At 58.1% G+C, this 25,391-nt stretch carries 27 protein-coding genes and 2 pseudogenes; 16 read left to right on the top strand and 13 right to left on the bottom strand.

All coding sequences use genetic code 11. The features are described 5' to 3' along the window. Positions 1-6: 6 nt before the first annotated feature. The 5 genes from ACR809_RS12555 to hpxU all read right to left on the bottom strand — a co-directional run bounded on the left by ACR809_RS12555 (position 7) and on the right by hpxU (position 3,895). Positions 7-744, bottom strand: a complete 738-nt coding sequence (locus ACR809_RS12555) for an amino acid ABC transporter ATP-binding protein (RefSeq protein ID WP_004179947.1) — start codon at positions 742-744, stop codon at positions 7-9. Then, the gene (locus ACR809_RS12550; RefSeq protein ID WP_004176118.1) at positions 725-1,381 is read right to left on the bottom strand and encodes an amino acid ABC transporter permease; all 657 of its coding nucleotides are present in this window, start codon (positions 1,379-1,381) and stop codon (positions 725-727) included. The genes ACR809_RS12555 and ACR809_RS12550 overlap by 20 nt, the downstream gene beginning before the upstream one ends. Continuing rightward, complete coding sequence (locus ACR809_RS12545; RefSeq protein WP_004891845.1) at positions 1,381-2,046, bottom strand: amino acid ABC transporter permease; 666 nt, start codon at positions 2,044-2,046, stop codon at positions 1,381-1,383. The genes ACR809_RS12550 and ACR809_RS12545 overlap by 1 nt, the downstream gene beginning before the upstream one ends. A gap of 9 nt (positions 2,047-2,055) precedes the next feature. Next, on the bottom strand, positions 2,056-2,841 hold the full coding sequence (locus ACR809_RS12540; RefSeq protein ID WP_004143665.1) for a transporter substrate-binding domain-containing protein: 786 nt from the start codon (positions 2,839-2,841) through the stop codon (positions 2,056-2,058). 214 nt (positions 2,842-3,055) lie between these two features. Next, positions 3,056-3,895, bottom strand: a complete 840-nt coding sequence (gene hpxU, locus ACR809_RS12535; RefSeq protein ID WP_004176115.1) for a MurR/RpiR family transcriptional regulator HpxU — start codon at positions 3,893-3,895, stop codon at positions 3,056-3,058. Positions 3,896-4,074: 179 nt separating this feature from the next. On the opposite strand from hpxU, the gene hpxW reads away from it, so the two are divergent. From hpxW to ACR809_RS12510, 5 genes are all read left to right on the top strand, one after another. Further along, complete coding sequence (gene hpxW, locus ACR809_RS12530; RefSeq protein ID WP_122051299.1) at positions 4,075-5,661, top strand: oxamate amidohydrolase; 1,587 nt, start codon at positions 4,075-4,077, stop codon at positions 5,659-5,661. A 10-nt stretch (positions 5,662-5,671) separates the two neighbouring features. Continuing rightward, positions 5,672-5,857 carry an oxalurate catabolism protein HpxX gene (hpxX, locus tag ACR809_RS12525; protein ID WP_004179955.1) on the top strand — a complete coding sequence of 62 codons (186 nt, stop codon included), beginning with the start codon at positions 5,672-5,674 and terminating at the stop codon, positions 5,855-5,857. Next, positions 5,854-7,251, top strand: a complete 1,398-nt coding sequence (locus ACR809_RS12520; protein WP_122051298.1) for an AtzE family amidohydrolase — start codon at positions 5,854-5,856, stop codon at positions 7,249-7,251. The genes hpxX and ACR809_RS12520 overlap by 4 nt, the downstream gene beginning before the upstream one ends. Beyond that, on the top strand, positions 7,248-7,634 hold the full coding sequence (gene hpxZ / locus ACR809_RS12515) for an oxalurate catabolism protein HpxZ (protein ID WP_002905421.1): 387 nt from the start codon (positions 7,248-7,250) through the stop codon (positions 7,632-7,634). The genes ACR809_RS12520 and hpxZ overlap by 4 nt, the downstream gene beginning before the upstream one ends. 85 nt (positions 7,635-7,719) lie before the next feature. Further along, positions 7,720-8,142: a GNAT family N-acetyltransferase gene (locus tag ACR809_RS12510; protein ID WP_004891829.1), complete on the top strand. Its 423-nt coding sequence runs from the start codon at positions 7,720-7,722 to the stop codon at positions 8,140-8,142. A 37-nt stretch (positions 8,143-8,179) separates the two neighbouring features. Here ACR809_RS12510 and asd read toward each other — a convergent pair whose 3' ends face one another. After that, positions 8,180-9,298, bottom strand: coding sequence for an aspartate-semialdehyde dehydrogenase (gene asd / locus ACR809_RS12505; RefSeq protein WP_122051297.1), 1,119 nt, complete (start codon positions 9,296-9,298; stop codon positions 8,180-8,182). A gap of 201 nt (positions 9,299-9,499) precedes the next feature. Between asd and ACR809_RS12500 the strand changes: the two genes are divergently transcribed. The 5 genes from ACR809_RS12500 to fabF are packed head-to-tail and all read left to right on the top strand — an operon-like array spanning position 9,500 to position 14,056. Next, on the top strand, positions 9,500-9,622 hold the full coding sequence (locus ACR809_RS12500; protein WP_032435291.1) for a hypothetical protein: 123 nt from the start codon (positions 9,500-9,502) through the stop codon (positions 9,620-9,622). Further along, the gene (locus ACR809_RS12495) at positions 9,619-10,176 is read left to right on the top strand and encodes a winged helix-turn-helix transcriptional regulator (protein WP_004176109.1); all 558 of its coding nucleotides are present in this window, start codon (positions 9,619-9,621) and stop codon (positions 10,174-10,176) included. Before ACR809_RS12500 ends, ACR809_RS12495 begins: the two co-directional genes overlap by 4 nt. Beyond that, positions 10,160-11,203: an HlyD family secretion protein gene (locus ACR809_RS12490; protein ID WP_122051296.1), complete on the top strand. Its 1,044-nt coding sequence runs from the start codon at positions 10,160-10,162 to the stop codon at positions 11,201-11,203. The genes ACR809_RS12495 and ACR809_RS12490 overlap by 17 nt, the downstream gene beginning before the upstream one ends. Beyond that, positions 11,200-12,762 (top strand): DHA2 family efflux MFS transporter permease subunit, encoded by a 1,563-nt coding sequence (locus ACR809_RS12485; protein ID WP_122051295.1) that lies wholly within the window; start codon positions 11,200-11,202, stop codon positions 12,760-12,762. Before ACR809_RS12490 ends, ACR809_RS12485 begins: the two co-directional genes overlap by 4 nt. A gap of 19 nt (positions 12,763-12,781) precedes the next feature. Next, positions 12,782-14,056, top strand: a complete 1,275-nt coding sequence (gene fabF, locus ACR809_RS12480) for a beta-ketoacyl-ACP synthase II (protein ID WP_122051294.1) — start codon at positions 12,782-12,784, stop codon at positions 14,054-14,056. A gap of 3 nt (positions 14,057-14,059) precedes the next feature. Here fabF and ACR809_RS12475 read toward each other — a convergent pair. Beyond that, positions 14,060-14,227 (bottom strand): annotated as a pseudogene (locus ACR809_RS12475) (DMT family transporter); the annotation flags it as partial. A 177-nt stretch (positions 14,228-14,404) separates the two neighbouring features. Between ACR809_RS12475 and ACR809_RS12470 the strand changes: the two are divergent. Both ACR809_RS12470 and ACR809_RS12465 read left to right on the top strand, forming a co-directional pair. Beyond that, complete coding sequence (locus ACR809_RS12470; protein WP_074184380.1) at positions 14,405-14,761, top strand: ASCH domain-containing protein; 357 nt, start codon at positions 14,405-14,407, stop codon at positions 14,759-14,761. A gap of 202 nt (positions 14,762-14,963) precedes the next feature. Beyond that, the gene (locus ACR809_RS12465; protein ID WP_122051293.1) at positions 14,964-15,863 is read left to right on the top strand and encodes a hypothetical protein; all 900 of its coding nucleotides are present in this window, start codon (positions 14,964-14,966) and stop codon (positions 15,861-15,863) included. Between the two features lie 445 nt (positions 15,864-16,308). On the opposite strand, the gene ACR809_RS12460 is transcribed toward ACR809_RS12465, so the two are convergent. Beyond that, positions 16,309-17,109, bottom strand: a complete 801-nt coding sequence (locus ACR809_RS12460; protein ID WP_171991887.1) for an AraC family transcriptional regulator — start codon at positions 17,107-17,109, stop codon at positions 16,309-16,311. Between the two features lie 92 nt (positions 17,110-17,201). Between ACR809_RS12460 and ACR809_RS12455 the strand changes: the two genes are divergently transcribed. Beyond that, entirely contained in the window at positions 17,202-17,942 is a 741-nt protein-coding gene (locus tag ACR809_RS12455; RefSeq protein ID WP_122051292.1) for a type 1 glutamine amidotransferase, read from the top strand. A gap of 316 nt (positions 17,943-18,258) precedes the next feature. After that, complete coding sequence (locus tag ACR809_RS12450) at positions 18,259-18,954, top strand: alpha/beta fold hydrolase (RefSeq protein ID WP_122051291.1); 696 nt, start codon at positions 18,259-18,261, stop codon at positions 18,952-18,954. A 162-nt stretch (positions 18,955-19,116) separates the two neighbouring features. Here the strand turns inward: ACR809_RS12450 and ACR809_RS12445 are convergent, their stop codons facing one another. Both ACR809_RS12445 and ACR809_RS12440 read right to left on the bottom strand, forming a co-directional pair. Then, on the bottom strand, positions 19,117-19,341 hold the full coding sequence (locus tag ACR809_RS12445) for a hypothetical protein (RefSeq protein WP_029602117.1): 225 nt from the start codon (positions 19,339-19,341) through the stop codon (positions 19,117-19,119). A gap of 202 nt (positions 19,342-19,543) precedes the next feature. Further along, positions 19,544-20,311 (bottom strand): AraC family transcriptional regulator, encoded by a 768-nt coding sequence (locus ACR809_RS12440; protein WP_004189983.1) that lies wholly within the window; start codon positions 20,309-20,311, stop codon positions 19,544-19,546. 109 nt (positions 20,312-20,420) lie between these two features. Here ACR809_RS12440 and ACR809_RS12435 point away from each other — a divergent pair, with 109 nt between their 5' ends. After that, positions 20,421-21,212 carry a sulfite exporter TauE/SafE family protein gene (locus tag ACR809_RS12435; protein WP_009307823.1) on the top strand — a complete coding sequence of 264 codons (792 nt, stop codon included), beginning with the start codon at positions 20,421-20,423 and terminating at the stop codon, positions 21,210-21,212. A gap of 88 nt (positions 21,213-21,300) precedes the next feature. On the opposite strand, the gene puuE is transcribed toward ACR809_RS12435, so the two are convergent. The 3 genes and pseudogenes from puuE to ACR809_RS12420 form a co-directional block, all read right to left on the bottom strand. Continuing rightward, positions 21,301-22,233, bottom strand: coding sequence for an allantoinase PuuE (gene puuE, locus ACR809_RS12430; RefSeq protein ID WP_122051290.1), 933 nt, complete (start codon positions 22,231-22,233; stop codon positions 21,301-21,303). Further along, positions 22,118-22,989: pseudogene (hpxA, locus tag ACR809_RS12425) on the bottom strand (allantoin racemase). The gene puuE and the pseudogene hpxA overlap by 116 nt, the downstream one beginning before the upstream one ends. Further along, positions 22,989-23,705: a GntR family transcriptional regulator gene (locus ACR809_RS12420; RefSeq protein WP_004179987.1), complete on the bottom strand. Its 717-nt coding sequence runs from the start codon at positions 23,703-23,705 to the stop codon at positions 22,989-22,991. Before ACR809_RS12420 ends, hpxA begins: the two are co-directional and overlap by 1 nt. Before the next feature lie 144 nt (positions 23,706-23,849). On the opposite strand from ACR809_RS12420, the gene ACR809_RS12415 reads away from it, so the two are divergent. After that, positions 23,850-25,346 (top strand): NCS1 family nucleobase:cation symporter-1, encoded by a 1,497-nt coding sequence (locus ACR809_RS12415; protein WP_004176095.1) that lies wholly within the window; start codon positions 23,850-23,852, stop codon positions 25,344-25,346. Positions 25,347-25,391: the final 45 nt, after the last annotated feature.

Raw genomic sequence — 25,391 nt, 5'->3', positions numbered from 1 at the left:
CTTACGTTAGTTAAGACCGCGCACCGAGGAGATAAACTGTTTCAGTTCGCTGGTCTGCGGGCTGGCGAACAGCGTTTTGCTGTCGCCCTGCTCCCAGACGCGTCCCTGATGCATAAACACCACGCGGTCGCCCACTTCGCGGGCAAAATTCATTTCATGGGTGACGAGGATCAGCGTCATACCTTCCGCCGCCAGTTGCTCCAGCACCTTCAGCACTTCACCCACCAGTTCCGGGTCGAGCGCCGAGGTGATTTCGTCACAGAGTAAAACTTTCGGCGACATGGCCAGCGCCCGGGCAATGGCCACGCGCTGCTGTTGGCCGCCGGAGAGGTTGGCCGGGTAGTAATCCAGACGGTCGCCGAGCCCGACCTTCTCCAGCATCCGCTGCGCCAGCTCCCGGCATTCTGCCTGGGACTTCTTCAGCACCCGCCGCGGGGCCAGCATGACGTTCTCCAGCGCCGTCATGTGCGGGAACAGGTTAAAGTTCTGGAACACCATGCCGATGGAGCGGCTGATCTCCCGGGCCTGTGAATCGCGATCGGTGATGGTCATGCCCCCGAGCTTGATACTGCCCTCCTGGTAGCCCTCCAGACCATTGATACAGCGCAGCAAGGTGCTTTTACCCGAGCCGCTGCGGCCGATGATCGAGATCACTTCCCCCATGTCGATATCCAGATCGACGCCCTTCAACACATGGTTGTCGCCGTAGTACTTCTGCATCTGATTAATGGTGATGAGAGGCATTGAATTTGTTCTCCAGATAGCGGCTGTAGCGGGACAGCGGATAGCACAGAATGAAATAGCCCAGCGCCACAAGGGCAAACACTTTAAACGGCTGATAAGTGACGTTGGTCAGCATCGTCCCGGCCTTGGTCAGCTCCACAAAGCCGATAATCGATGCCAGCGCCGTGCCTTTGATCACCTGTACGGCGAACCCGACGGTCGGCGCGATAGCAATGCGCAGCGCCTGCGGCGCCACCACCCGGTACAGGGTCTGGCCGAAGCTCAGCCCGAGACAGCGCGAGGCTTCCCACTGGCCTTTCGGCAGCGCGCGAATGCTGCCGAACCAGATATCCAGCAGAAAGGCGCTGGTGTAGAGCGTCAGGGCGACCGAGGCGGCGGTCCACGCCGAGACGTCAACGCCGAACAGCGCCACGCCAAAGAATGCCAGAAACAGCTGCATCAGCAGCGGCGTGCCCTGGAACAGCTCAATATACCCGCGGATCAGCCGTTTCACCTGGCGTCCGCCGGTGAGACGCAGCAGCAGTAACGGTAAGGTCACCAGCGCCCCGCCGGTGAACGCGACCAGCGACAGCAGCACCGTCCAGCGACCGGCCAGCAGCAGGTTGCGGATAATGTCCCAGTCAGTAAAAGTGGTCATCAGGCCTGTACCCCCAGCCATTTACGCCCCGCCGCCATCAGCAGCTGGCGCATCGCTATCGATAACGCTAAGTAGATCCCGGTGGTCACCAGATAGACCTCAAAGCTCAAAAATGTCCGCGACTGGATCAGGTTGGCGGCGAAGGTCAGCTCCTCATAGGAGACCTGCGACACCACTGACGAGCCGAGCATCACAATGATGCACTGACTGACCAGCGCCTGGTAAATCCGCTGCAGCGCCGGGGGCAATACGACGCGAACGAAGGTTTGCGTCCGGCTAAGCCCGAGCACGCGACCGGCTTCCCACTGGCCCTTCGGCGTCACCTGAATACCGGCGCGGACGATCTCGGTGCTATAGGCGCCGAGGTTGACCACCATCGCCAGCAGCGCCGCTTCACCGGCGGTCATCTTCAGTCCAAGGTTCGGTAAACCAAAGACGATAAAAAAGAGCTGCACCACAAACGGCGTGTTGCGGATGATTTCCACATATCCGCCCCATACCCGGCTGAGCATTCCCGGGCGCCCGCTGCGGATCGCCGCCCCGAGGATGCCGATCGCCAGTCCGCCGATCGTCGCCAGCACCGTCAACTGCACCGTCACCCACAGGCCGGCCAGCAGCTCCGGCCAGTGCGGCCAGAGCTCAGAGAAATGAAGTTGCTCCGTCATCCCCAGACCTTACGCGCCGAGGCTGGCAGGCAGTGGCGCTTTCAGCCACTTCTCAGACAGACCGTTGAGGGTGCCGTCCTTAATGCCCTGCTCGATGAGGGTATCCACTTTCGCCTTCAGCGCCGGTTCGTTCTTTTTCAGACCGATAAAGCACGGCGAGTCCTTCAGCATAAAGCTCGGGACCGGCGCTTTGTCGGCGTTCTGCCGGGAGATAGCCGCCACCACCAGGTTTCCGGTGGCGACATACTGCACCTGACCGGACAGGTAAGCCGACAGCGTAGTGTTATTGTCCTCGTAGCGCTTAATCTGCGCCGCCTGCGGCGCCACGCTGGTCAGCACCATATCTTCCACCGCCCCACGGGTCACGCCGATGCTTTTGCCGCTCAGCGCGGCCGCGTCCTTCAGCTCCGCCCCTTTCGGGCCAAACACCCCGAGGAAGAACGGGGCGTAGGCGCGGCTGAAGTCGATCACCTTCTCGCGCTCGGCGTTCTTGCCGAGGCTGGAGATCACCAGGTCCACCTTATCGGTCTGCAGATACGGCACGCGGTTGGCGCTGGTCACCGGGACCAGCTGCAGCTTGAGCTTCATCGATTTCGCCAGATAGCGCGCCATATCGATGTCATACCCCTGCGGCTGCAGGTCGGTACCCACCGAGCCGAACGGTGGAAAGTCCTGAGGCACGGCAATACGAATGACTCCGCGTTTTTCAATATCCTGGAGCTGGTCAGCCTGCGCGGCAGAAACAGACGATAAGAGACAAGCGGCCCCGGCCAGCGCGATCAACAGTTTCTTCATGATGTTTACCCGTTACGTTAGCATGAAACAAAAGATTCTTTGAATTTGTTTTTGCAACTAATGTGCCAGATACGGACGAGGCGAGGGTTGGCGAGGAATTAAAACAAAAAGTGAGAAAGGACAAGCGCTAACGGAAAAGTCCTCAGAGAGCGGCGGCGCCATGACGTGGTTTTTATTGCACCATAATAATGCACAGCACCACGCTGGCGCCCCATCAGCGTTGTTCCAGCTCGTCCAGCTGCTGGTAAAGCGTGGCGATATCGTGGATGCGCGGACGACCGCTGTCGAGCGTTTCATGGAGAAAGGCATTGGCCAGCAGATTGATCAGGCTGTTGACCGAGGCATAGCTATCGTAGGCGGAGACGCTGTCCAGCGGCGCGCAGAGCTGCCAGCGGGAGAGCGGAAACAGGCTGTGGGCCTGCGGCTCGCACATTAACAGGACCGGCACCCCGTCGCGCTGGAGCTGCTGCAGCAGCGGGCGTACTATTCGCGGCCGGCGGCGAAACGCCATCATTACCACCAGATCATCGGCGGTCAGATCGACCAGCTCTTCGCTGAGACTCTGACCCGGCTGGGGCAGCACCAGCACCTGGCCGCGGGCCTGCAGCAGCTGCTGGCGCAGATGCAGCGCCGCCGGATAGGCGTTGCGCATGCCAATCACCACAATGCGGCGGGCGGCCACCATCGCCGTCAGCGCCTCAGCGAACTGGCGGGCGTCGAGGGCGTTGACCCACTGGGTGAGGTTTGCCATCTCCTGCTTATAATGGCGCGCCAGCAGCGTGTTACCCTGCACCGCGTCGCGCTGGTCGGTGAGCGGCATCCCGCTCTGACGCAGAGTGCGCAGTTCATCGCGCATATCCTTATATTTGTCGTAACCGAGGCGCTTAAACAGCCGGCTGACGGTGGCTTTCGACACGCCGCTCAGCTGCGCCAGCTCGGCGCTGTTGTAGCTTATCAGGTCGTCAAAGTGGTCAAAGATGAAATCCGCCACCCGCTGCTCCTGCGGCGACAGCGAGGCGTATTGCCCTTTCAGTCGTTCATCGAGTTGTTGCATAGCGCCCCTGTAACTTTCGTTTCATCATCTATTCCTCATCATACTGTATCTGCTATGCCTTACACATAGCGTGCCAGTGGGAAAATTCTGGTCATCGTTTTTATCAATGAAACGAAACGTTCAGAGATGGAACAGCTTTTGCAGTGTTCTGCGGGTGATTCGTTCAGAAAGGATAATTTATGCACAGTAGCAACGTTTCGACCCACGGCATGGCGGTGGCTCCCCACCACCTCGCCAGTCAGAGCGCGCTGGCGATCCTGCGCGAGGGCGGCAGCGCCATTGAAGCGATGGTGGCTGCCGCGGCGGCCATCGCCGTCGTCTATCCCCATATGAATGGCCTCGGCGGCGATGGCTTCTGGCTGATCGTGCCGCCTGAGGGAGACCCCATCGCCATTGACGCCAGCGGGGCCGCCGGATCGCTGGCGACCCTCGAGGCCTACGCCGGACAGCAGCATATTCCCCACCGGGGACCGCAGGCCGCGCTGACCGTCGCCGGCACCGTCAGCGGCTGGGACGAGGCGCTGCGTATTTCACGGGACTTAACCGGCCGCGCGCTGCCGGTGGCCCGCCTGCTGGCCGATGCGATCGGCTATGCCGAAGACGGCATTCCGGTCACTGCCTCGCTGGCCCACGCCACCGCCAGCAAACTGGAAGAGCTGCGCCATCAGCCGGGCTTCAGCGAAACCTGGCTGGTCGCGGGCGAGGCCCCGCGGCCCGGCAGCCGCTTTCGCCAGCCCGCCCTCGCCGGTACCCTGCGCATGCTGGCCAGCGACGGTCTCGACAGCTTTTATCGCGGGCCGCTGGCCGAGCGTCTCGCGCAGGGTATGGCCGCGCTGGGGATGCCTGTCACCCTCCGCGACCTGCAGACCCACCGCGCCCGGCGTCCGGCGCCGCTGACGCTCCAGCACCAGCAGGGCACGCTGTGGAATCTTGCCCCACCCACGCAGGGGCTGGTATCGCTGGCGATCCTTGGCATCACCGACCGTCTGAAGATGGCCGATGCCGACGACGCGCAAACGGTGCACCGTATCGTCGAAGCCACCAAGCGGGCGTTTGCCCTGCGCGATGCGCATATCACCGATCCGCGCCATCTGGATGTGGATGTACAGCAGTTGCTCACCCCGGAAGCCCTGCAGCCGCTGGCCGACAGCATCGACGACGCCAGCGCTTCCCCCTGGGGCGGCGGCAAAGGCCCGGGCGATACCGTCTGGATGGGCGTCGTGGATAACAGCGGACTGGCAGTGTCGTTTATTCAGAGTATCTATCACGAGTTCGGCAGCGGCGTGGTACTCCCGGACACCGGGATCGTCTGGCAAAACCGCGGGGCGGCCTTCAGCCTCGACCCGCAGCATCTCCTGGCGCTGGCCCCTGGCAAACAGCCATTCCACACCCTCAACCCTGCCGCCGCGCGCCTGAACGATGGCCGGGTGATGGTCTATGGCTCAATGGGCGGCGACGGTCAGCCGCAAACGCAGGCGGCGCTGTTTACCCGCTATATCCTGCAGGGGGTGCCGTTGCAGGAGAGCATCTCCCGTCCGCGCTGGCTGCTGGGCCGCACCTGGGGCCAGTCCTCCGACTCACTGAAGCTGGAGGGACGCTTTGCCCCCGCCTGTATCGCTCGCCTGCGCGAGCTGGGGCACGACGTAGAAGTGCTGGCCGATTTCAGCGAAGCGATGGGCCACGCCGGGGCCATTGTCCGCCATCCCAACGGTCTGCTTGAAGGGGCGACCGATCCACGCAGCAACGGCGCCGCCGCCGGATACTAAGGAGCAGACCATGACCACACAGCCAGACTGGAGCGAGTATCTGACGCAGATGACTCACCTGTTGGATATGGAGCTGGATGCGCCGCGCCGTGAGGAGCTGGAGCGCCAGTTTGCCCGCATCGCCGCCATGGCGCAGCCGCTGATGGACTATCCCCTCGGGCCGCGCGAGGAGATTGCGGGGGTGTATAAAGCATGACACTTCACCATTTCACCATCGCCGAGATCCAGCGTGCGCTGCACGAAGGCGAACTGAGCGCCCGGGAGATCGCCCGCCAGACGCTGGACGATATCGCCCGCGTGAATCCGCAGATCAACGCCTGGACCGAGGTCACCGCCCAGCGCATGCTGGCGGAGGCCGACAGCATCGACGCTCTGCGCCGGGAAAAGCGCCCCCTGCCGCCGCTGGCAGGCATTCCTTACGCGGTGAAAAATCTGTTTGATGTCGCCGGGCACACCACCCTCGCCGGGGCGGAGCTGCTGAGCGACCGACCCCCGGCAGCCAGCGACAGCTGGGCGGTGCGCCAGCTGCACAGCGCCGGCGCCCTGCTCAGCGGGATGGTCAATATGGACGCCTACGCCTACGGCTTTACCACCGAAAACAGCCACTATGGCGCGACGCGCAACCCGCACGATCTGTCGCGGATCGCCGGCGGTTCTTCCGGCGGTTCGGCCGCGGCGGTGGCGGCCGGGCTGGTCCATTTCAGCCTCGGCAGCGACACCAACGGCTCGATTCGCGTCCCCGCGTCGCTGTGCGGGATCTTTGGCCTGAAACCCACCTTCGGTCGCCTCTCCCGCTCCGGCAGCCATCCGTTTGTCGCCAGTCTGGATCATATTGGTCCTTTTGCCCGCCGGGTGGCCGACCTCGCCGCGGTGTATGACGCCCTGCAGGGGCGCGACCCGGCCGATGACTTTCAGGCTGATAAAGCCAGCGAACGCACCGGCAACCTGCTGGAGCGCGGACTGGAGGGGCTGCGCTGCGCGCGGCTGGGCGGCTATTTCACCACCTGGTGCGATGACGACGCCCGGGAGGCCGTGGATCGGGTCGCCCACGCGCTGGGCGCCGACAGCGAGCTGCAGTTCGCGGATGCCGCCCTGGCCCGCTCGGCGGCCTTTATCATCAGCGCCAGCGAAGGCGGCAATCAGTACCTGGCGGATCTTCGCCATTCGCCCGAGCGTTTTGAACCTCACTCCCGCGAGCGGCTGCTGGCCGGCGCGATGATCCCCTCCGCGTGGTATCTGCAGGCTCAGCGTTTTCGCCGTCATGCTCGCCAGGCAATGAAATCCCTGTTCAGCCAGGCCGACGTGCTGATCGCCCCGGCCACCCCATGCAGCGCCACGCCAATAGGCGCGGAGGAGATGGTGATTAACGGCCAGCCGCTGCCGGTGCGCGCCAGCATGGGAATGCTGACGCAGCCGATCTCCTTCCTCGGTCTGCCGGTGGTGACCGTGCCCCTGCGTACCGCCAGCGGCAAGCCGATTGGCCTGCAGCTGATTGCCGCGCCGTTTAACGAACAAGCCTGTCTTCGCGCCGCGCGGGCGCTGGAAGCGATGGGCATTACCGATGCCCGAGTGGCGGAGAGTGCAGCATGATCAATCTGGATAATGTAGACCGCCCGGCGATCCTCGCCGAGGTGACGGCGGCGTTTTATCAGTATGAAGAGGCGCTGGTCAGCAATAACATCGAGGCGCTGGATGCGCTATTCTGGCACGACCCGCGCACCGTACGGCTGGGAGCCGGCGAAAATCTGTATGGCATCGAGGCGATCCGCGCCTTTCGCGCCGCCCGCCCCGCCGCCGGTCTGGCCCGCGATCTGCGCCATACCACCATTACCACCTTTGGTGCGGATATGGCGGTGTGCAGCACCGAGTTCACCCGCGAGGGCAGCGCCCGCCTGGGCCGCCAGCAGCAGACCTGGGTACGCTTCCCCTACGGCTGGCGGATTGTCGCCGCCCAGGTCAGTCTGATGGACTGAGTGGAGTATACGGGAGCGGACCGGAGACTAAGGTATCCACCGGCCCGCTTCCGGTCCGGTAACATGCTATTTGGAGTCGAAGATCATGGCGTTCATCAGAGCGGCTGAAGCAAAAGATATCCCCTCGCTGCAAACGCTATTTCTGCAGCTGGGCTATCAGACGGAGACGGCGATCTTAGCGCAACGCATCACTGCCCCGCAGAGCATGATGAGTGCGCTGGTGGCGGAAACAGAAAACGCCGTGTGTGGCGTAATCGTTATCAATTTTATTTTACCGGTACATGAGAACCGTTTATGGGCATTAATTTCCGCGCTGGTCATCGAGGAATCGTCACGTGGATCAGGGATAGGCCAGCAGCTTCTCCAGGCCGCAGAGCGCCTCGCCCGTGATAAACAATGCGCTCAGATCGAGCTTTCAAGTAGTGAAAAAAGAATCAGAGCGCATCAATTTTATGAAAATAACGGCTACAAGGAGGTTCGCAAACGCTTCGTTAAACATTTGTCTTAACCGCCTGCGCGCGAGGGCTTTCCCCGGATGACCGTAACTATATTTTGCCCAGCAGGATATTTAACATGCGGCGCAGGGGTTCCGCCGCCCCCCACAATAGCTGATCGCCAACCGTTAACACCGAGTAGACTGGGTCATTATTTAGCGACATTTTCTTGTAGCGGCCAATACCTACCTGCAGCGAACCACTAATAGCAGCCGGGGTCAATTTACTGACACTCTCTTGCTTATTATTGGGGATATAGTTTACCCACGGATGGGAATGGGTGACTAACTCAGCAAATTCTGCTTCGCTGACCTCACGTTTAAGTTTCAGCGTAATCGCCGCGCTGTGACAGCGGATCACCCCGACCCGAATGCATAAACCATTGACCGGGATGGTACCCGACGCAAGGCCAAGAATTTTATTAGTTTCCGCCTCGCCCTTCCATTCTTCGCGGCTGTTTCCATCGCCCAGATCGCTGTCGATCCACGGAATAATGCTGCCCATGAGGGGGACGCCAAAATTCTCCACCGGCATGCCCGCGCTAGTAATCAACTCACTTACTTTATTTACCAATGGCAGCACGGAACCTGATGATGTCAGTTCATCAGCGGATAAATGCTGACTGATATAAGCGCTTTGTGCGATTAATTCCCGCACCTGTTTGGCGCCCGCCCCGGAGGCAGACTGATAGGTCATCACGCTCATCCATTCGATAAGATCCGCTTTTATCAGCCCGGCCAACCCCATCAGGCTCAGCGTAATGGAGCAGTTGCCGCCGACAAACAGTTTAATTCCCGCTTTTACCGCACGATCGATATTTTCGCGGTTGACGGGGTCGAGAATAATGCAGGCTTTTTCATCCATCCGCAGCGCCGAAGCCGCATCAATCCAGTAACCTTGCCAGCCATGGTTAATTAACGCCGGATAGATGGCTTTGGTATAATCCCCGCCCTGACAGGTGATGATGATATCCATTTCGGCGAGTGCGCTAAGGGAATTCGCATCTTTCAGCCTGTCGCTTCTACCATTAATAACCGGGCCCGGGGCACCCGCACTGGAGGTACTAAAAAAATGCGCTGTAATATCGTCGAAATCATTTTCTTCGATCATGCGTTGCAACAATACTGAGCCCACCATCCCTCGCCAACCAACAATACCCACCTGCTTCATTTATTTAACCTTTATAAGTTATGAGAATGTTAATTTGAGTGTCGCCATACCTTATATCGTATCCCCCAATAAAGGTCATTACCCAGCACATCGATTTTTATCATTATTAAAATGTTTCATCTGCCATCAGCGATATTTATCTCTTATTACGGTCAAGCAGATATAAGGCGGCGGCGACTGTCCAGTTTTCGGCATTCAAAGGTGAAACGGCGTAGCGAAACGGCAGCAGCTTCTTCTCTGGGTACCATGAAGAGTAACTTGCATTTTGATAGTGACTATGTCAATTTGCTGGCAAAAGCCACCTGGTTACTGGACAGCCCATGAAAAATGAACCGCTTTGCCACGCTCCCTGCCCCATCGCCCGCAGCCTGGGCCGCATCGGCGACAGCTGGAGCATCATGATCCTGCGCGATGCCTTCGCGGGCTTTACCCGCTTTGACGAGTTCCAGAAAAGCAGCAACGTCGCGCCCAATATTCTGTCGCGCCGCCTGAAGGAACTGGTCGATGACGGACTGCTGGAGAAGGTGTGCTACAGCAGCACCCCGCCGCGCTACGAATACCACCTCACGCCGCGCGGCCGCGATTTCCGCATGGTGCTGCTGGCGCTGGCGGAATGGGGTAATCGCCACTTCGCCCCCGAAGGGCGTCAGATGCAGCTGGTGGAAATGGCAACCCAGCGCCACGTGGAGCCAGTCATGGTGGATAAAGCGACTGGGGAAGAGATTATCCCGGGTAAATACGCCATGGTGCCGGGCCCCGCCGCCTCGCCGCTGATGAAATATCGTCATGAATATCTGCTGCGCAAACGCGAAGGCGATAGCGGACAAAAATTCCAGCCTGAACCTTACAGAGATGCCAGCAATGAATCCGACCAGTAAGAAAAATATTCTTGTCCTGGCGGCCCTGGGCGCTGCCGCCCTGGCGGCAGCGAGCTACGGCGCTTACTGGTGGCATACCGGGCGCTTTATGCAGACCACCGATGATGCCTATGTCGGCGGCGACATTAGCACCATCTCCAGCAAAGTCTCCGGCTATATCCAGCAGCTGGCGGTGCAGGACAATATGGCGGTGAAAAAAGGTGACCTGTTGATCCGCATTGACGACCGCGATTATCGCGCCGCCCTCGCGAAAGCCGCCGGAGAAGTGGCGGCGCAGCAGGCCGCGCTGGCCGATATCCAGGCTACCCGCCAGCTTCAGCAGGCGACCATTGCCGGCTCTGCGGCCTCGTTACTGGCCGCCACGGCGGCAACCGAAAAACTGGCTAACGACAACCGACGCTATAACGCCCTGGCCGCGTCGAGCGCGATTTCCGCACAGATCCGCGATAACGCCTCCGCCGATTATCGCCGGGCGCACGCCGAGCAGGAGAAGGCCAAAGCGGATAAAACCGTGGCCGAACGTCAGCTGGCGGTGCTGGATGCTCGCCAGCAGCAAATCCTGGCTGCCCTGGCGCAGGCCCAGGCTAACCTCGAGATGGCCAGGCTGAACCTCAGCTATACCGACATTCGCGCGCCGTTCGATGGGGTGATTGGCAACCGCCGCGCGTGGTCCGGCTCCTTCGTCAGCAGCGGTACGCAGCTGCTCTCCCTGGTACCCGCGCACGGCCTGTGGATTGACGCTAACTTCAAGGAAAACCAGCTGGCGCATATGCGTGCCGGCCAGCCGGTGACCATCGTCGCCGATGTGCTGCCGAACCATACCTTTAAGGGGCATGTCGCCAGCCTGGCGCCGGCGACCGGCTCACGCTTCAGCATTCTGCCGGCGGAGAACGCGACCGGGAATTTCACTAAAATCGTGCAGCGGGTGCCGGTCCGCATTGCGCTGGAAGGTGACGGGGCAAAGCTTGACGTCCTGCGCCCGGGACTGTCGGTGATCGTCACCGTGAACGAAAAGAGCCCTCGATGAGCACCGTTCAGGCGCTATCCGCCCCGCAGGGTCTGTCGATGCCGACGGCGAAGAAGATCTTCGCCTTCGCCAGCATGTGCGTGGGGATGTTTATTGCCCTTATCGACATCCAGATCGTCTCCGCCTCGCTGCGGGATATTGGCGGCGGCCTGTCGGCGGGCGACGATGAAACCGTCTGGGTACAAACCAGCTACCTGATCGCCGAGATCATTATTATCCCACTTTCCGGCTGGCTGGCCCGGGTCATGTCGACCCGCTGGCTGTTTGCCGCTTCCGCGGCGGGCTTCACGCTGATGAGCCTGCTGTGCGGCTGGGCGTGGAACATCCAGAGTATGATCGCCTTCCGCGCCCTGCAGGGACTGGCGGGCGGGTCGATGATCCCCCTGGTGTTCACCACCGCTTTCGCCTTTTTTCAGGGCAAACAGCGGGTCATCGCCGCGGCGACGATCGGCGGCCTGGCCTCCCTCGCCCCTACGCTGGGTCCAACGGTGGGCGGCTGGATCACCGAAAACTACAACTGGCACTGGCTGTTCTTTATCAACGTTGTTCCGGGGATTTACATCGCGGTGGCAGTGCCGCTGCTGGTAAAAGTAGACAGCGCCGACCCCACTCTGCTGCGCGGCGCCGACTATCTCAGTATTCTGCTGCTGGCCTTGTCCCTCGGCTGCCTGGAATATACCCTCGAAGAAGGTCCGCGCTGGGGCTGGTTTGATGACGCGACCCTGACGACCACCGCCTGGGTCGCCCTGCTCTGCGGCGTGGCCTTTGTTATCCGCACCCTGCGCCATCCGCAGCCGGTGATGGATCTCCGCGCCCTGCAGGATCGAACCTTCAGCCTCGGCTGCTATTTCTCGTTTATGGCCGGCGTCGGCATCTTCGCCACCATCTATTTAACCCCGCTGTATCTGGGGAGTGTGCGCGGTTTCAGTGCGCTGGAGATCGGCCTGGCGGTATTTTCCACCGGTCTGTTCCAGGTCATGTCTATTCCGTTTTATTCGTGGCTCGCCAACCGCGTCGATCTGCGCTGGCTGCTGATGGCCGGGCTGATCGGCTTTGCGGTGTCAATGTACAGCTTTGTTCCGATCACTCACGACTGGGGGGCGGACCAGTTGCTGCTCCCGCAGGCCTTTCGCGGACTGGCGCAGCAGTTTGCCGTCGCGCCAACGGTGACCCTGACGCTGGGCAGCCTGCCGCCCGCGCGCCTGAAGCTGGCCTCCGGGCTGTTTAATCTGATGCGCAACCTCGGGGGCGCCATCGGCATCGCCCTGTGCGGGACGGTGCTTAACGACAGAACCAATCTGCACTATAGCCGCCTGGCGGACCATCTGAATAACGCCAACCTGGCAATGAGCGATTTTGTTCAGCGCAGCGCGGCAAACTTCACCGTCCAGGGGATCTCGCCGGATGCCGCGCAGACGGCGGCGCTGAAAGATCTTTCCGCGCTGGCGCTACGGGAGGCGCGAACCCAGGCATTTTCCGATGCTTTCTACCTCATCATGATGGGTTTTTTACTTGCCGCGCTGCTGGTTCCCTTGATGAAAAAGCCGCCGGCACACTGATACTACAGGAGAGTTAACTATGGGCGTTTCCGTTAAACGCATTGTCGTCACCGGGATGGGGATTGTCAGCCCGCTGGGCTGCGGCGTACAGCACGTCTGGCAGTCGCTGCTGGCAGGAAAGTCAGGGGTCACCCGGCTCAGCGAGCAGCTGGTCGCGGATATTCCCTGCAAAGTGGCCGGCCAGGTACCGTCCATTGACAGCGATCCGCTGCACGGCTTCGACCCGCTGGCGACCATCCCGGCGAAAGAGCGCAAAAAAATGGATCGCTTTATCGAGTTTGCGCTGGTCGCCGCGCGCGAAGCGCTGACCCAGGCCGGTTGGGCGCCGGCATCAGCGGCCGAACAGGAACGTACCGCCACGGTGATCGCCACCGGGATCGGCGGGTTCAGCGAGATCGCCAATGCGGTGCATACCACCGATGAGCGCGGGCCGCGTCGCCTCTCGCCGTTCACTATCCCCTCTTTTCTGGCCAACCTGGCCGCCGGGCATGTGTCTATCGCCCACGGTTTCCGGGGGCCCATCGGCGCGCCGGTCACCGCCTGCGCAGCGGGTGCCCAGGCCATCGGCGATGCAGCGCGGATGATCCGCAGCGGCGAGGCGGATATTGCCCTCTGCGGCGGCGCGGAAGCGGCAATTCATCGCGTTAGCCTGGCCGGGTTTGCCGCGGCAAGGGCGCTGTCCAGCGCCTACAGCGACCAGCCGGAAAGCGCTTCCCGCCCCTTTGACCGTGACCGCGATGGTTTTGTGATGGGAGAAGGGGCCGGGCTTATTGTGATCGAATCTCTGGAGCACGCGCTGGCGCGCGGGGCCACGCCGCTGGCCGAGCTGGTGGGCTACGGCACCAGCGCAGATGCTTATCACCTGACCGCAGGCCCGGAAGACGGGAACGGCGCACGTCGGGCCATGGAGATCGCTATTCGCCAGGCCGGGGTGACCGTCGACGAGATTGACCATATCAATGCCCACGCCACCTCGACGCAGGTCGGTGATAAAGGTGAGCTGGCGGCGATTAAAACGCTGTTTGGCGCGCATCCGGTCGCCATTACCTCGACGAAATCCGCCACCGGCCATCTGTTAGGCGCGGCCGGCGGGATCGAGGCCATCTTCACCATTCAGGCGCTGCGTGACCAGGTGGTGCCGCCGACGCTGAACCTGCATCACCCCGATGAAGACGCGGCAGGCATGAACCTGGTGGCGCTGCAGGCCCGCCCGCAGAAGATGCGTTATGCGCTGTCGAACGGTTTTGGCTTTGGCGGCGTTAACGCCAGCCTGCTGCTGAAACGCTGGCAATAATCGTCAGCTCCCCTGCGGTACTGGCCGACGGGGGATTTCCACCGTTGCGGCTTTTGCCCTGCTGCTGGAGTAAATCAAGTACAGCGCGATACCCAGGGAGACAATGGCGCCTATTCGGCTCATCGAGAATGGAATCGACGCATTGTCCAGCCAGCCGAAGTTATCGATCAAGGTCAGTTTTGAGCGAAGAACGGACCACACTATCTAAAGAATGATATCGCCTATTATGTTGGGACCGCTCATGTTAAAAAAGGGATAGCTTTTCTTTTCATTGACGATAACGAAGGAATTTTCATGGTTGAGGTTGAGGAAATAAAAAAGAAATATCCCGGCGCAGATGCCTGGCAAATGGGTGACAGTCCGCAACTGGCTAACGAGCTGGCTGACCTGATCAAAAAAGGGATCAAAACGGCCTCTTGCGGATCTTTTGCCTCTTACCAGCAGGAAGAATCCGCCCCGAGAATCGGGAGTTATAACATTATTCTTGATGGTCAGAATGTTCCAGTCTGCGTGATCAGACTGATTTCGATGCAGCTGGTTCGTTTTTGTGATGTCACTGAAGCGTTCGCCCGCAAAGAAGGTGAAGGCGATTTAAGCCTTGAATACTGGAAGAAAGAGCATCAGAGATTTTTCAGCTCTGAAGGTCATTTTTCTGAAGATATGGAGTTGATCGCAGAAGAATTTGTAGTGGTTGAGGTGCTGTGAGACAAGGTCTACGGGCTGACGTTTTATCACTGACCACTCATAACAATGTTCGCTTCTGGCGCGGAGCGGACAAGCTATCGAGCTAAAGGTCCGCATTGAGCAAGGAGCTGACGTGCCAGCTATAATTGGTAATAAAATGAGAGTAGAACTATTCTGATTTGTTTAAAAAAACATTTTTACATCCAAGGGAAAAATATTTTTTATGCTATCTTACATGCTATCTCAATATGCCAGGCTACCTGTGCCTGAAGTTACTCTACGTTCATGGTTAAAACAATGGTTGTCAGAGCAGGAATCGAGGTGTACAGACAGAAGTTTCTCGGCGCGATTTCCCTGGAGAGAAACTGGATTATGTCAGGAATATTTTTTACAACGAAAACTCAAAATTGATGGAAAGCAATTTCTTACTGGCCCCCGTTATCAGGGCGGAAATATTAACAAACCTTTTATTGATATTGTAGGTATGGATTCTGACCTAAATCATACTGCATTAGAACTCATTAGTAAGGAATGGTCACAACTCAGAGCTCAGTATGTCCGCATTCTTGTGCCAGGCAAGTCCTTCCCGCAGGGTATTCCCGACCAGTATATATATGCCACTTCTTTTTCTGAACCCCCTGAATTCAATGATAAATCTCTTACTTTGCAAGTGGCGACATACGAAGATTTTGACTGGTGTTGTCAGGCCCTGGGTGATGCCTATAAGCATACATGGCAGACAGTTCGCGAACTATCTGCAAGCAATTTGGTAGCAGTTGATGACGAAGAGTTGTGTGACCATATTTCTGAGAAAGAAGTATATATTATCTATGAAAACGATGTTCGCGCCGGGTTGCTAATATGCCAGAAAGGAAACCTCGCTTTTCTGAGAGGATATCGTATTACTGACAAAGTAATACTTCCTGCTTTTCGTGGTCGATCATTGTCGGCCCGAGCGCAACGCCTGCTGTACCGATTATTAACTCATTCCGATTCGGAACTATCTATGTATATGGGCACAATTATTCCGGAGAATATCCCCTCGATGAAAACTGCAGAAAGAGCGGGACGAACTTGCATCCTAAGTTATCAATTTCTACCCATCTGCAGAACCCACGACTAACAGCAATGCTAATTTATCTTCAGCCTACACAGGGGACGTCCAGGGCCCGGGAGTACTCCCCTGGACGCATTAATGGGCAGGATGTGATTGTTGCGCAGGCTATCATATGGCGTGAGGTACAGCAGAATCAGGCTTCGTAGCAATGAGGGGCTCACAGCGTCCGGAATCCACCCGGTGCCGTAAATCACCGTAAGGTCTGTCATAAGGTAATTTCATCACGCATCGCGACACCTTTTTTCTTCATGCAGGCCTTCTCTTTCACGGTTTGTCAGAACTGTGGACCGCAGTAATCTCCACTCCGTGCTTTAATCAATGAGAGTGTGTCGGGTGCAAATTAAACTACCTTTCTCAACAGCAAAGGCGGGATACCCCTACCCTCGCAGGGTTTCTGCGTCTGGTAATATGCCCATGACAGTCTCAAAGACCGCTTTGAGGGTTTCCCGGTTTAAGGCACAAAATCGCGTGGCGTTGCCCCCAAAATGCAGCGAAAAGCAGCGGTAAAGGCCGCCGGGCATGAGAAACCAAGCTGGTAAGCGACCTGTTTGATTGGAACACCGTTCGCGAGAAGATCCAACGAAGCGCAAATTCTGGCTCTCTGCTTCCATGTTCTAAAACTAAAGCCTGTATCCTTCATAAACAATCGGGAAAAGGTCCGTTCCGACATGGCCGACATAAAAGCCAGCTCGCTCAGCGATGCTTCCCAGCGCTGATTGACCAGTAGCGATCTGGCCGCGCTAAATAATCGCTCATCATTCGGCATGGGTAGCGCCATCGTTAAAGGTGGAGCCTCGCTGAGAATTTCCAGAAGCAACAAAGCTATCTTCCGTTGACTCGGTCTGGCGTAGTCCTCACTGAACAGCCCTGCGATAAGCTCTTTGACTAAGGGCGTAGCCGTGATCACATGCACCTGTTGACTCTTCGTAAAGCTCGTACATTCTGCGATAAGGCTACTGCTGAAATAGATCGCCCTGAGATCGGTTTGTGAAAGCAGATGGTAACTATGGATATGCAAAGGCGGTAGCCATAATGCCCGCTGAGGAGGGATCACCCAACGGTCGCTCTCTGTTTGCACCAGCATAACCCCTCTGGTGGCGAAGAGTAGCTGCCCCTCAACATGATGATGGGGAGGATCTACCTCGCCGCGTTGATAGCTTATCGCAGTACTGGACCAGCCTGTGGCTTCATCATGTCTTGGCGCTTTATCTATACTACCTGGCATTTCAGATTTAGCCCCTGCCATTATCATATCGAAACTGGAACCACCCGGAGTAGAGCCTTAGGCAATGGGTGCGTGACTTATCATTCTGATCATCAAAGATATTACAGGAGCTTAACCTCATGCGTGTACACTTTATCGTACATGAAAGTTTTGAAGCCCCGGGCGCATATGAAACCTGGGCAATAAACCAGGGTCATGATGTAACTTACTCACGCGTCTATGCAGGCGATCGGCTACCTGATGACGCCGTAGGCATCGATTTTCTAGTCGTTATGGGCGGTCCGCAAGATCCGGACACCACGCTTGAAGCGTGCCCGCACTTTAATGCTAAAGCGGAACAGGCGCTGATTGCTTCCGCGGTTAAAACCGGTAAGGCGGTGATCGGTATCTGCCTGGGTTCACAGCTAATCGGTGAAGCGCTGGGCGCGCCGTTCTCTCATAGCCCGGAAAAAGAGATTGGTAAATTCCCGATCACATTGACCGAAGACGGCAGTAAGGATGAGATGTTCTCTCACTTTGGGAAAACACTTGAAGTGGGTCACTGGCATAACGATATGCCAGGTTTGACGCCAGAGGCCAAAATTATTGCTTACAGCGAAGGCTGTCCGCGGCAGATCGTTGCCTATTCAGACCGCGTCTTTGGTTTCCAGTGCCACATGGAGCTCACATTGGACGTTGTAGAACGGCTGATCGCTCATTCTGAGAAAGACCTGAGCCGTGCAGCAGAATATCGTTTCGTTGACACGCCTGAAGCGCTTCGGGCGCACGATTACAGTGAAATGAATCAATTACTTTTTGGCTTTTTGGATAAGCTGGAAGCACGTTACAAAGCAGCGCAAGCATATTGTCATGCTCGGTGAGCTTGCCATCGGTTTTGATTTTAATGTCCGCTCCTGGCACAGAGCGGACAAGCTACCTGATTTGAAGGTCCGCTATGAGCGAGAAGCGGAAAAGTGCTCTGGTAGGTTGTACACGGACCTGGGCATTAGAGCTTGCTCAATTCGGGATCAGCCTGTTGATGGTGGAGGAAGCCAGGGAGAACGTTAGAAACGTTCAGAAACTCTGTGGAAATAGACAAACGCCTATCCAGGGCTGCAATTTGATATTGTCGCTGTTAGTAAGATATTTTTAACCTGTCTTATCCAATAAATACACTGATGCATTTAAGCGAGAATTATGAGTTTAAAGCCGCGTAGAATCGTTTTAATTCCTGGGTTTATGCGGAATGAAATGCTTTGGCATGAATTTGAAACATATCTCCCGTCAAACTGTATTGTTCATCATGCAGCTGTAACTGAAGGACGAACCATTCATGATGTAGTGCAGCATTTGATTACTCTTTTGCCTGAGAAGTTTTCTTTGATAGGTTTTTCGATGGGAGGATATATTGCCCGACAACTGGCAGCAGAATTCCCTGAACGTGTAGAGTCCTTAGTGCTTATTGCCAGTTCCTTACGGGAAGATACGCCGTTAGAAGCTGAAGCAAAGCGGAAAAGCGTGCAGTCATTGTCCCCCACAACCTTTAAGGGGCTGAGCAGACATGCTATTGCCCGGTCACTCCACCCTCTAAACACATCAAATCAGGATATGATTTCAGCTATCCAGAAAATGGGATGCTCTCTGGGATTTGAAGCCTTCATCACGCAATCATCCTTATCCAGGCAAGGTATACCTTCTGCAACGATACGTTGTCCAACGCTGGTTATCGCCAGTGAAGATGATGCCATCCGTTCGATGAAGGAGGCAGAAGAATTGGTCGAAGCCATACCTTATGCGTCGTTAAGAATCATTCTGGATTGCGGCCATATGATTCCGCTCGAACAGCCCAGGGAGTTGGCAAGAATTATTGTTGAATGGATCCCTGCTACGTAAATTATTGGGGGTTTATCCGGCAAAAATCCGGATTTACTTCATCGGGGTAAGTTCCGCTCCTGGCTCAGAGCGGACATTCCCCTTTGCCGACGTGAAAACCGCTATTGCCTGACCTCATTCTGGTCAGCCAGATGTTCTGTCCCGCCGCCCTGCCGGCGGCCTCTATCTCAGTAATACCTGTATCAGTTGAACGACGATATACACTCCCGCTACCACCTGTATGATTCGAAACCCCCATCTCAGATAGCGCCATTGATGGCGTTCGCTGGCATCAGCCGCTTCAATCGCGGGATCATAGCGTTTTCTTTTCCTGGTTCTGAAGGTATCGAATCCCCACAGGACGAGAAGAATGATGATGATGATTTTTTCAACAATAAGATGGTTCACAAAGAGAGACTCCGGTCTTCTCACGGTTACAGGCAGAATAGATAAACCGCCTGGATGTAGCCACCACTAAATGTAGGGGTACCTGAATACGAAGCCAGGCCTTCCCGAATTATCTGTCTTATGTCAGCGTAAACGCATAGCAACGCCATAAAAGCGACATTCATTTCCGACACATGCTGCCGGAGTCCCCTTCTCCGACGCATCAGGCTGGGTGATAAAACGACGGCGGCTGCCCGGTCACGCGGCGGAACATGGTGGCGAAAGAGGACGCATTGTCGTATCCAAGGGATAATGCCACTTCGTTCACCGGTTTGCCTGCTATCAACCATGCCAGGGCGCTCACCACGCAGGCTCGCTGTCGCCAGGCGGAAAACGACAGGCCCAGCTGCTTCAGGAAATGGCGGCGAAAGGTACTAGGACTCATAAACAGCGCCCTGGCCCAGCGCGCCGCAGGATCATGGATAGAGGGGTTAAGCAAAAAAGCCTGACAAAGCGCCAGCAGCGCCGGATGCTGCGGCAACGGAATGTCAAATTCGCGGACCGGCATGGCGGCCAGTTCCAGCAACATCAACTGTATCAGCGTGCGATCGCGTGGGCTGTCGTACAACGGTGGTAAATCCACAGCCTCAAGCAGTAGCTGGCGCAACAGCGGCGAGACGCTGATCACTTCGCAACGACGGTGTTTAATGAAAGCGGCCACACAATCTGGCTCAATATACAAGCTACGCGTGGTCACCCCTGCAAATCTGACGGCATGCACGGTTTCAGGGGGGATCCAGACAGCGTGTTGCGGAGGAACCACCCATTCTCCGTCCTGCGTAGTGACATACATCAGTCCGGTCGCGCCATACAGTAGCTGTGCGCGACGATGCTGGTGCGGGGGCAGGATAAATCCCTGCGCATAGTCATTACCTAACGCCACCACATCACGATCGAGTCGATCGAACTCGTCAATTTTTACGTTGCGCACACCTGCCTCCCTCTGACCGATTTACAAAGGTAATTGAGCGCTACGCAAATGGGAAGCAGTACGCGACCGGTATAAGCTGCTCGCTCATTTTCAGGTCGGGGATACTCTCTTGAATGAGATCGTTATTATTGCGCTGGCAGGCTTTACTACCGGCATTACCACGGTGCTGTTCGGCTTCGGCGGCGGCTTTGTGGTGGTGCCCTTTGTCTATCAACTGATGCTCCGGCAGCCGGCGATCGCGGGCAACGCCATGCATGTCGCGGTGGCTACCTCAACGGCGGTGATGATATTTAACGCCGGCTGGGTCAGCTATCGAAACTGGCGGGCGGGCAGGCTTACCGCGCAGACGCTGTTTCCGTTGTTATGGTTTATTGCCATTGGGGCGGTGGTAGGCTCCTGTCTGGCGGGGATATTGAGCGAGAAGATCGTTCGCGTGCTGTTTATTCTCTATATGCTGGCAACCATCAGCGATTGTTTGTTGCGCAAGGGTTTTTTCACGGGCAGCGCTCGGCGTCGCCTGTCCCTGCCAGTGGTCACCGGCGGCGGTGTGATTATCGGTACGATCGCCGCATTGCTGGGCGTGGGCGGCAGCGTCATGACGGTGCCCCTGCTACGGCGACACGGGTATGCAATGCAGGAGTGCGTTAGCGCATCCAACCCGCTTTCTTTACCCGTGGCGCTATGCGGGGCTGTGACCTATGCCGTCATTGGCTGGCACAGCATTCCGCTGAGCGGATTTCTGGGGTTTATCAGCCTGAAAATTTTAGGCCTGCTCGTCCTGACCGGCTGGGCCGGGATAGTGTTTAGCCGCCGGGCAATCCCTGCGGTACCTGATGTATGGTATGCGCGCATCTATGTGCTGCTGCTGTGCCTGGTACTCCTCGCCATGCTTATTCAATAATCAAATTACATTCTGGTGAACCGGTGTAACAGACGCGGCCGGGCGGAGCCCTCTCCCTGGAGAGAGGGCCAGGTTCAGGGGCAACAAGCTACCCGCGATACGGATGGGTTTCGCGCCAGTGGTCGGCAATCTGCTGCCGGGTGCAGACCCACACCTTGTCGTGCTGCTGGACATAGTCAAGGAAACGCTGCAGCGCGCGGAAACGGCCCGGACGCCCAAGCAGCCGGCAGTGCATTCCCACGGACATCATCTTCGGCGCGGTTTCACCCTCGGCATACAGCACGTCAAAGCTGTCTTTCAGATAGGTATAAAACTGCTCCGCGGTGTTGAATCCCTGGGCGGTGGCGAAGCGCATGTCGTTGGCGTCGAGGGTATAAGGCACGATCAGGTGCGGCCGCTGGCTGCCGTCGCTGCAGGCCACTTCGCTCCAGAAAGGTAAATCATCGCCGTAATAATCGCTGTCGTAGTCAAAGCCGCCGTGCTCCACCACCAGCTGGCGGGTGTTAGGGCTGTCGCGGCCGGTATACCAGCCGGTGGGCGGTTTGCCGAACAGGTCGGTCAGTACCTGCACCGCTTTTTGCAGATGCTCGCGCTCCTCGGCGATATCCATGTGCTGATAGTGGATCCAGCGCCAGCCGTGGCTGACCACATCGTAATCCGCAGCCTTGATCGCCGCCACAATCTCCGGATGCCGCGCCAGCGCCATCGCCACGCCGAAAACGGTCAACGGCAGCCCGCGCTGGCTGAACTCGCGATGGATGCGCCAGAACCCTGCCCGGCTGCCGTACTCATAGAGTGAATCCATCGACATATGGCGCGCCGGGTAGCTGGCGGCGCCGATAATATCGGACAGGAACTGTTCCGAACCCGCATCGCCATGCAGGACGTGATTCTCCGCGCCTTCCTCATAGTTGAGGACGAACTGCACCGCGATCCGCGCCCCGCCCGGCCAGCGCGCGTGCGGCGGCTCCCCTGCGTAACCTCGCAGATCGCGAGGATAGTGTTCCTGGTTCTCTCCCATCTCCTGCCCCTTTTAAAATGGATTTAACGACTGAAACTGTCCGCTTAACGCTTTTTTCTCCGGGAACGCTAAGTCCCCATGCTTGCTGGTCGCCAGGCCCAGCGCGACCAGCGACTCCACCATCTTCACCGCCGCGCTGACGCCATCGATCACCGGCACCCGCAGCTCGCGGGTCAGCTCCTGCGCCAGGGTCGCCATCCCGCCGCAGCCAAGAACAATCGCCCCGCTGCCATCCTCTTTCAGCGCGCGAATGCAGCGCTCACGCACTTTCTCCTGTGCCAGGCCACTGCCGTCTTCCAGCGCCAGCACCGGCAAATCAATGGCGTGTAGCGCCGCGCAATGTTGATGAAATCCGTACTGGTGCAGCAAATGACGGGCGATGATCAGCGTGCGCGGCAGCGTGGTCACAATGGAGAAACGGGTGGCGACCATCGTCGCCATATGCATTGCCGCCTCCGCGATACCGATCACCGGCCCCTGGGCCAGCTCCCGCGCCGCCAGCAGCCCCGGGTCGCCGAAGCAGGCGATCACATGCCCATCCACTCCCTGCTCGCGTCCGGCCCTGATCTGCTCCAGCACGCCGACCGCCGCGATGGCTTCGTCAAAGTGGCCCTCAATTGACGGCACCCCGGCGCGGGGACAGACCGTAAGGATCTCGGTGCCCGGCGCAGCGACCACACGCGCGGCGGCGCCTATCGTTTCGGTCATCGCCAGGCTGGTGTTGGGGTTAATCACTTGTATACGAACGGAAGACATCACGACTCCTTGTGGCCGGCGAACAGCCGGGAAAAATCGGGCAGGCTGACGCCATCGCGCTCGAAGCACAGGCTGGCGACAATATGATCAAAATGGTGCATCAGCGCCTCGCTGAGCGGCTGCAGGGCTTTATCCCGCAGCAAACCGACCAACTGCTGGTGATCGTCGCAACGGCAGCCCTGTCGCCAGGGGGCGCCCCAGGCGGCAATCACTAAAGAGGAGCGCTGGCTGAGGCGGGTCACCATCTCTGTGAGCACCGGGTTGCCGGAGATAGCCTGCAGCTGAATATGAAAGTCAGCGGAGTGGCGGATCGCCGCCGGGCCGTCGTGCGCCGCATGGGCCTGCTGTTCACGCTGAATAATGTTCTCCAGCGCCGCCAGATGCGGCGGCTGACAGCGCGCGATCACATCGGGGAGATTGGCGACCTCGAGCAGCGCCCGGGTGCGAAAGATCGCCTGGGACTCTTCCACGCTCGGGCTGGTGACGTGTGCACCACGTTTGGGCGTCAACGTGACCAGTTGCACAGCGGCGAGTCGTTGCAGCACCTTTCTGATGCCGGTGCGGCTCACGGCGAACACCTCCGCTAGCGCCTCTTCCGGCAGTTTGCTGCCCGGCGGCAGCTGATGTTCGACGATAGCCGTCATCAGCGCCTGGTAAATGCTTTCGTCCTTGTCCTGCAGCGCTGGCGCGGCCTGGAGACGATGTTCATTATTCATTAACCCACTCCGGTTTCACTTATCGATAGCAGATCGTATACATAAAATTTATTTTTTGTATACAAGATTCATCATTCTGGCCTGGATCCTGCAATAGCCTCAGCAATCCATATCAAAGGGTTTTCATTCAGAGGAGCAGGTTTCATGCCACATTCATCCCACACGCAGCAGACGAAGACTCACAAGGCGGCCGCCGGCTACAGTCCGCGGCTATGTAATGACGATCTGGCGCCGACCCGCGACCAGAACTGGAGCTGGTACAATATCTTTTCATTCTGGATGTCGGACGTGCACAGCATGGGCGGCTACGTAGTGGCGGCGAGCTTCTTTACGCTTGGGCTGGCCAGCTGGCAGGTTCTGCTCTGCCTGCTGGTGGGCATCTGTATTGTCCAGCTGTGCGCCAACCTGGTGGCGAAGCCGAGCCAGATGGCCGGGGTGCCTTACGCGGTGATTTGTCGTCAGGCGTTTGGCGTTTTCGGCGCCAATATCCCGGCGGTGATCCGCGGGCTGATCGCCTTTGCCTGGTACGGCATTCAGACCTATCTGGCGGCGAATGCCCTGATGCTGGTCCTGCTCAAGTTCTGGCCCTCCCTTGCCTCGCTGACCAGCAGCAGCTTTCTCGGGCTGTCGCCCCTCGGCTGGCTGTGCTTCGCCACTATGTGGCTGCTGCAGGCGATGGTGTTCTGGCATGGCATGAACGCCATCAAACGCTTTATCGATATCGCCGGTCCGGCGGTTTATGTGGTGATGCTGGCGCTGGCCGGCTGGATTGTATACAAGACTGGTCTGGACGGTATCTCCTTTACCCTCGCCAGCAAATCCCTGAGCGCCGGCGAGCAGACCTGGCAGATGATCACCGCCACGGCGCTGGTGGTCTCCTACTTCTCCGGGCCGCTGCTTAACTTCGGTGACTTTTCCCGCTACGGCAAAAGCATGGGCGAGATCCGCCGCGGTAACCGCTGGGGACTGCCGTTTAACTTTCTGCTATTCTCGGTGGTTACCGTGGTGATTGTCTCCGGCACCCAGTCGCTGTTTGGCAAAATGATCACCGACCCGATCGAAACCGTCAGCCGCGTGGGTAACGATCTGGCGGTGGCCATCGGCCTGCTGACCATGATCACCGCCACCATCGGCATTAATATCGTGGCTAACTTCGTCTCGCCGGCCTTCGATTTTTCCAACTGCGCCCCGCAGAAAATCAGCTTCCGTACCGGCGGGATGATTGCCGCGGTGGGCTCGATACTCCTGACGCCGTGGAACCTGTTTAACTCCCCGGAGCTGATCCACTATACCCTCGACGTGCTGGGCGCCTTTATTGGCCCGCTGTTTGGCATCCTGATCGCCGACTTCTACCTGATCAAACGCGGCCGGGTGTCAGTGGACGATCTGTTTGACGATACGCCGCAGGGTAAATACTGGTACCGCAACGGCTTTAACCCGAAAGCGATTGCCGCCCTGCTGCCGTCGGTGGGCCTGGGGCTGATTATCAGCTTTATTCCGGCCCTGCATGAAGTGGCGAACTTCAGCTGGTTTATCGGCGTCTTCCTCGGCGCCACCACCTACCGCTGGCTGGCTCGCGACGAGCGCGAAGTGCAGGCGAAAGCTGCCTTCCGCTCCGGCGCGGTGGCGCAAAAAGAGTAACCTTCCCCTTCTGCCGCGGCGTCTGGCCGCGGCAGGCTGCAAACT

The sequence above is a fragment of the Klebsiella sp. CD33 genome (assembly GCF_051992865.1).
In the GTDB taxonomy this organism is placed as follows: domain Bacteria; phylum Pseudomonadota; class Gammaproteobacteria; order Enterobacterales; family Enterobacteriaceae; genus Klebsiella; species Klebsiella pneumoniae.
Note: the sequence above shows the minus strand (reverse complement) of the source record. Positions and strands in the feature narration are given on the sequence as shown.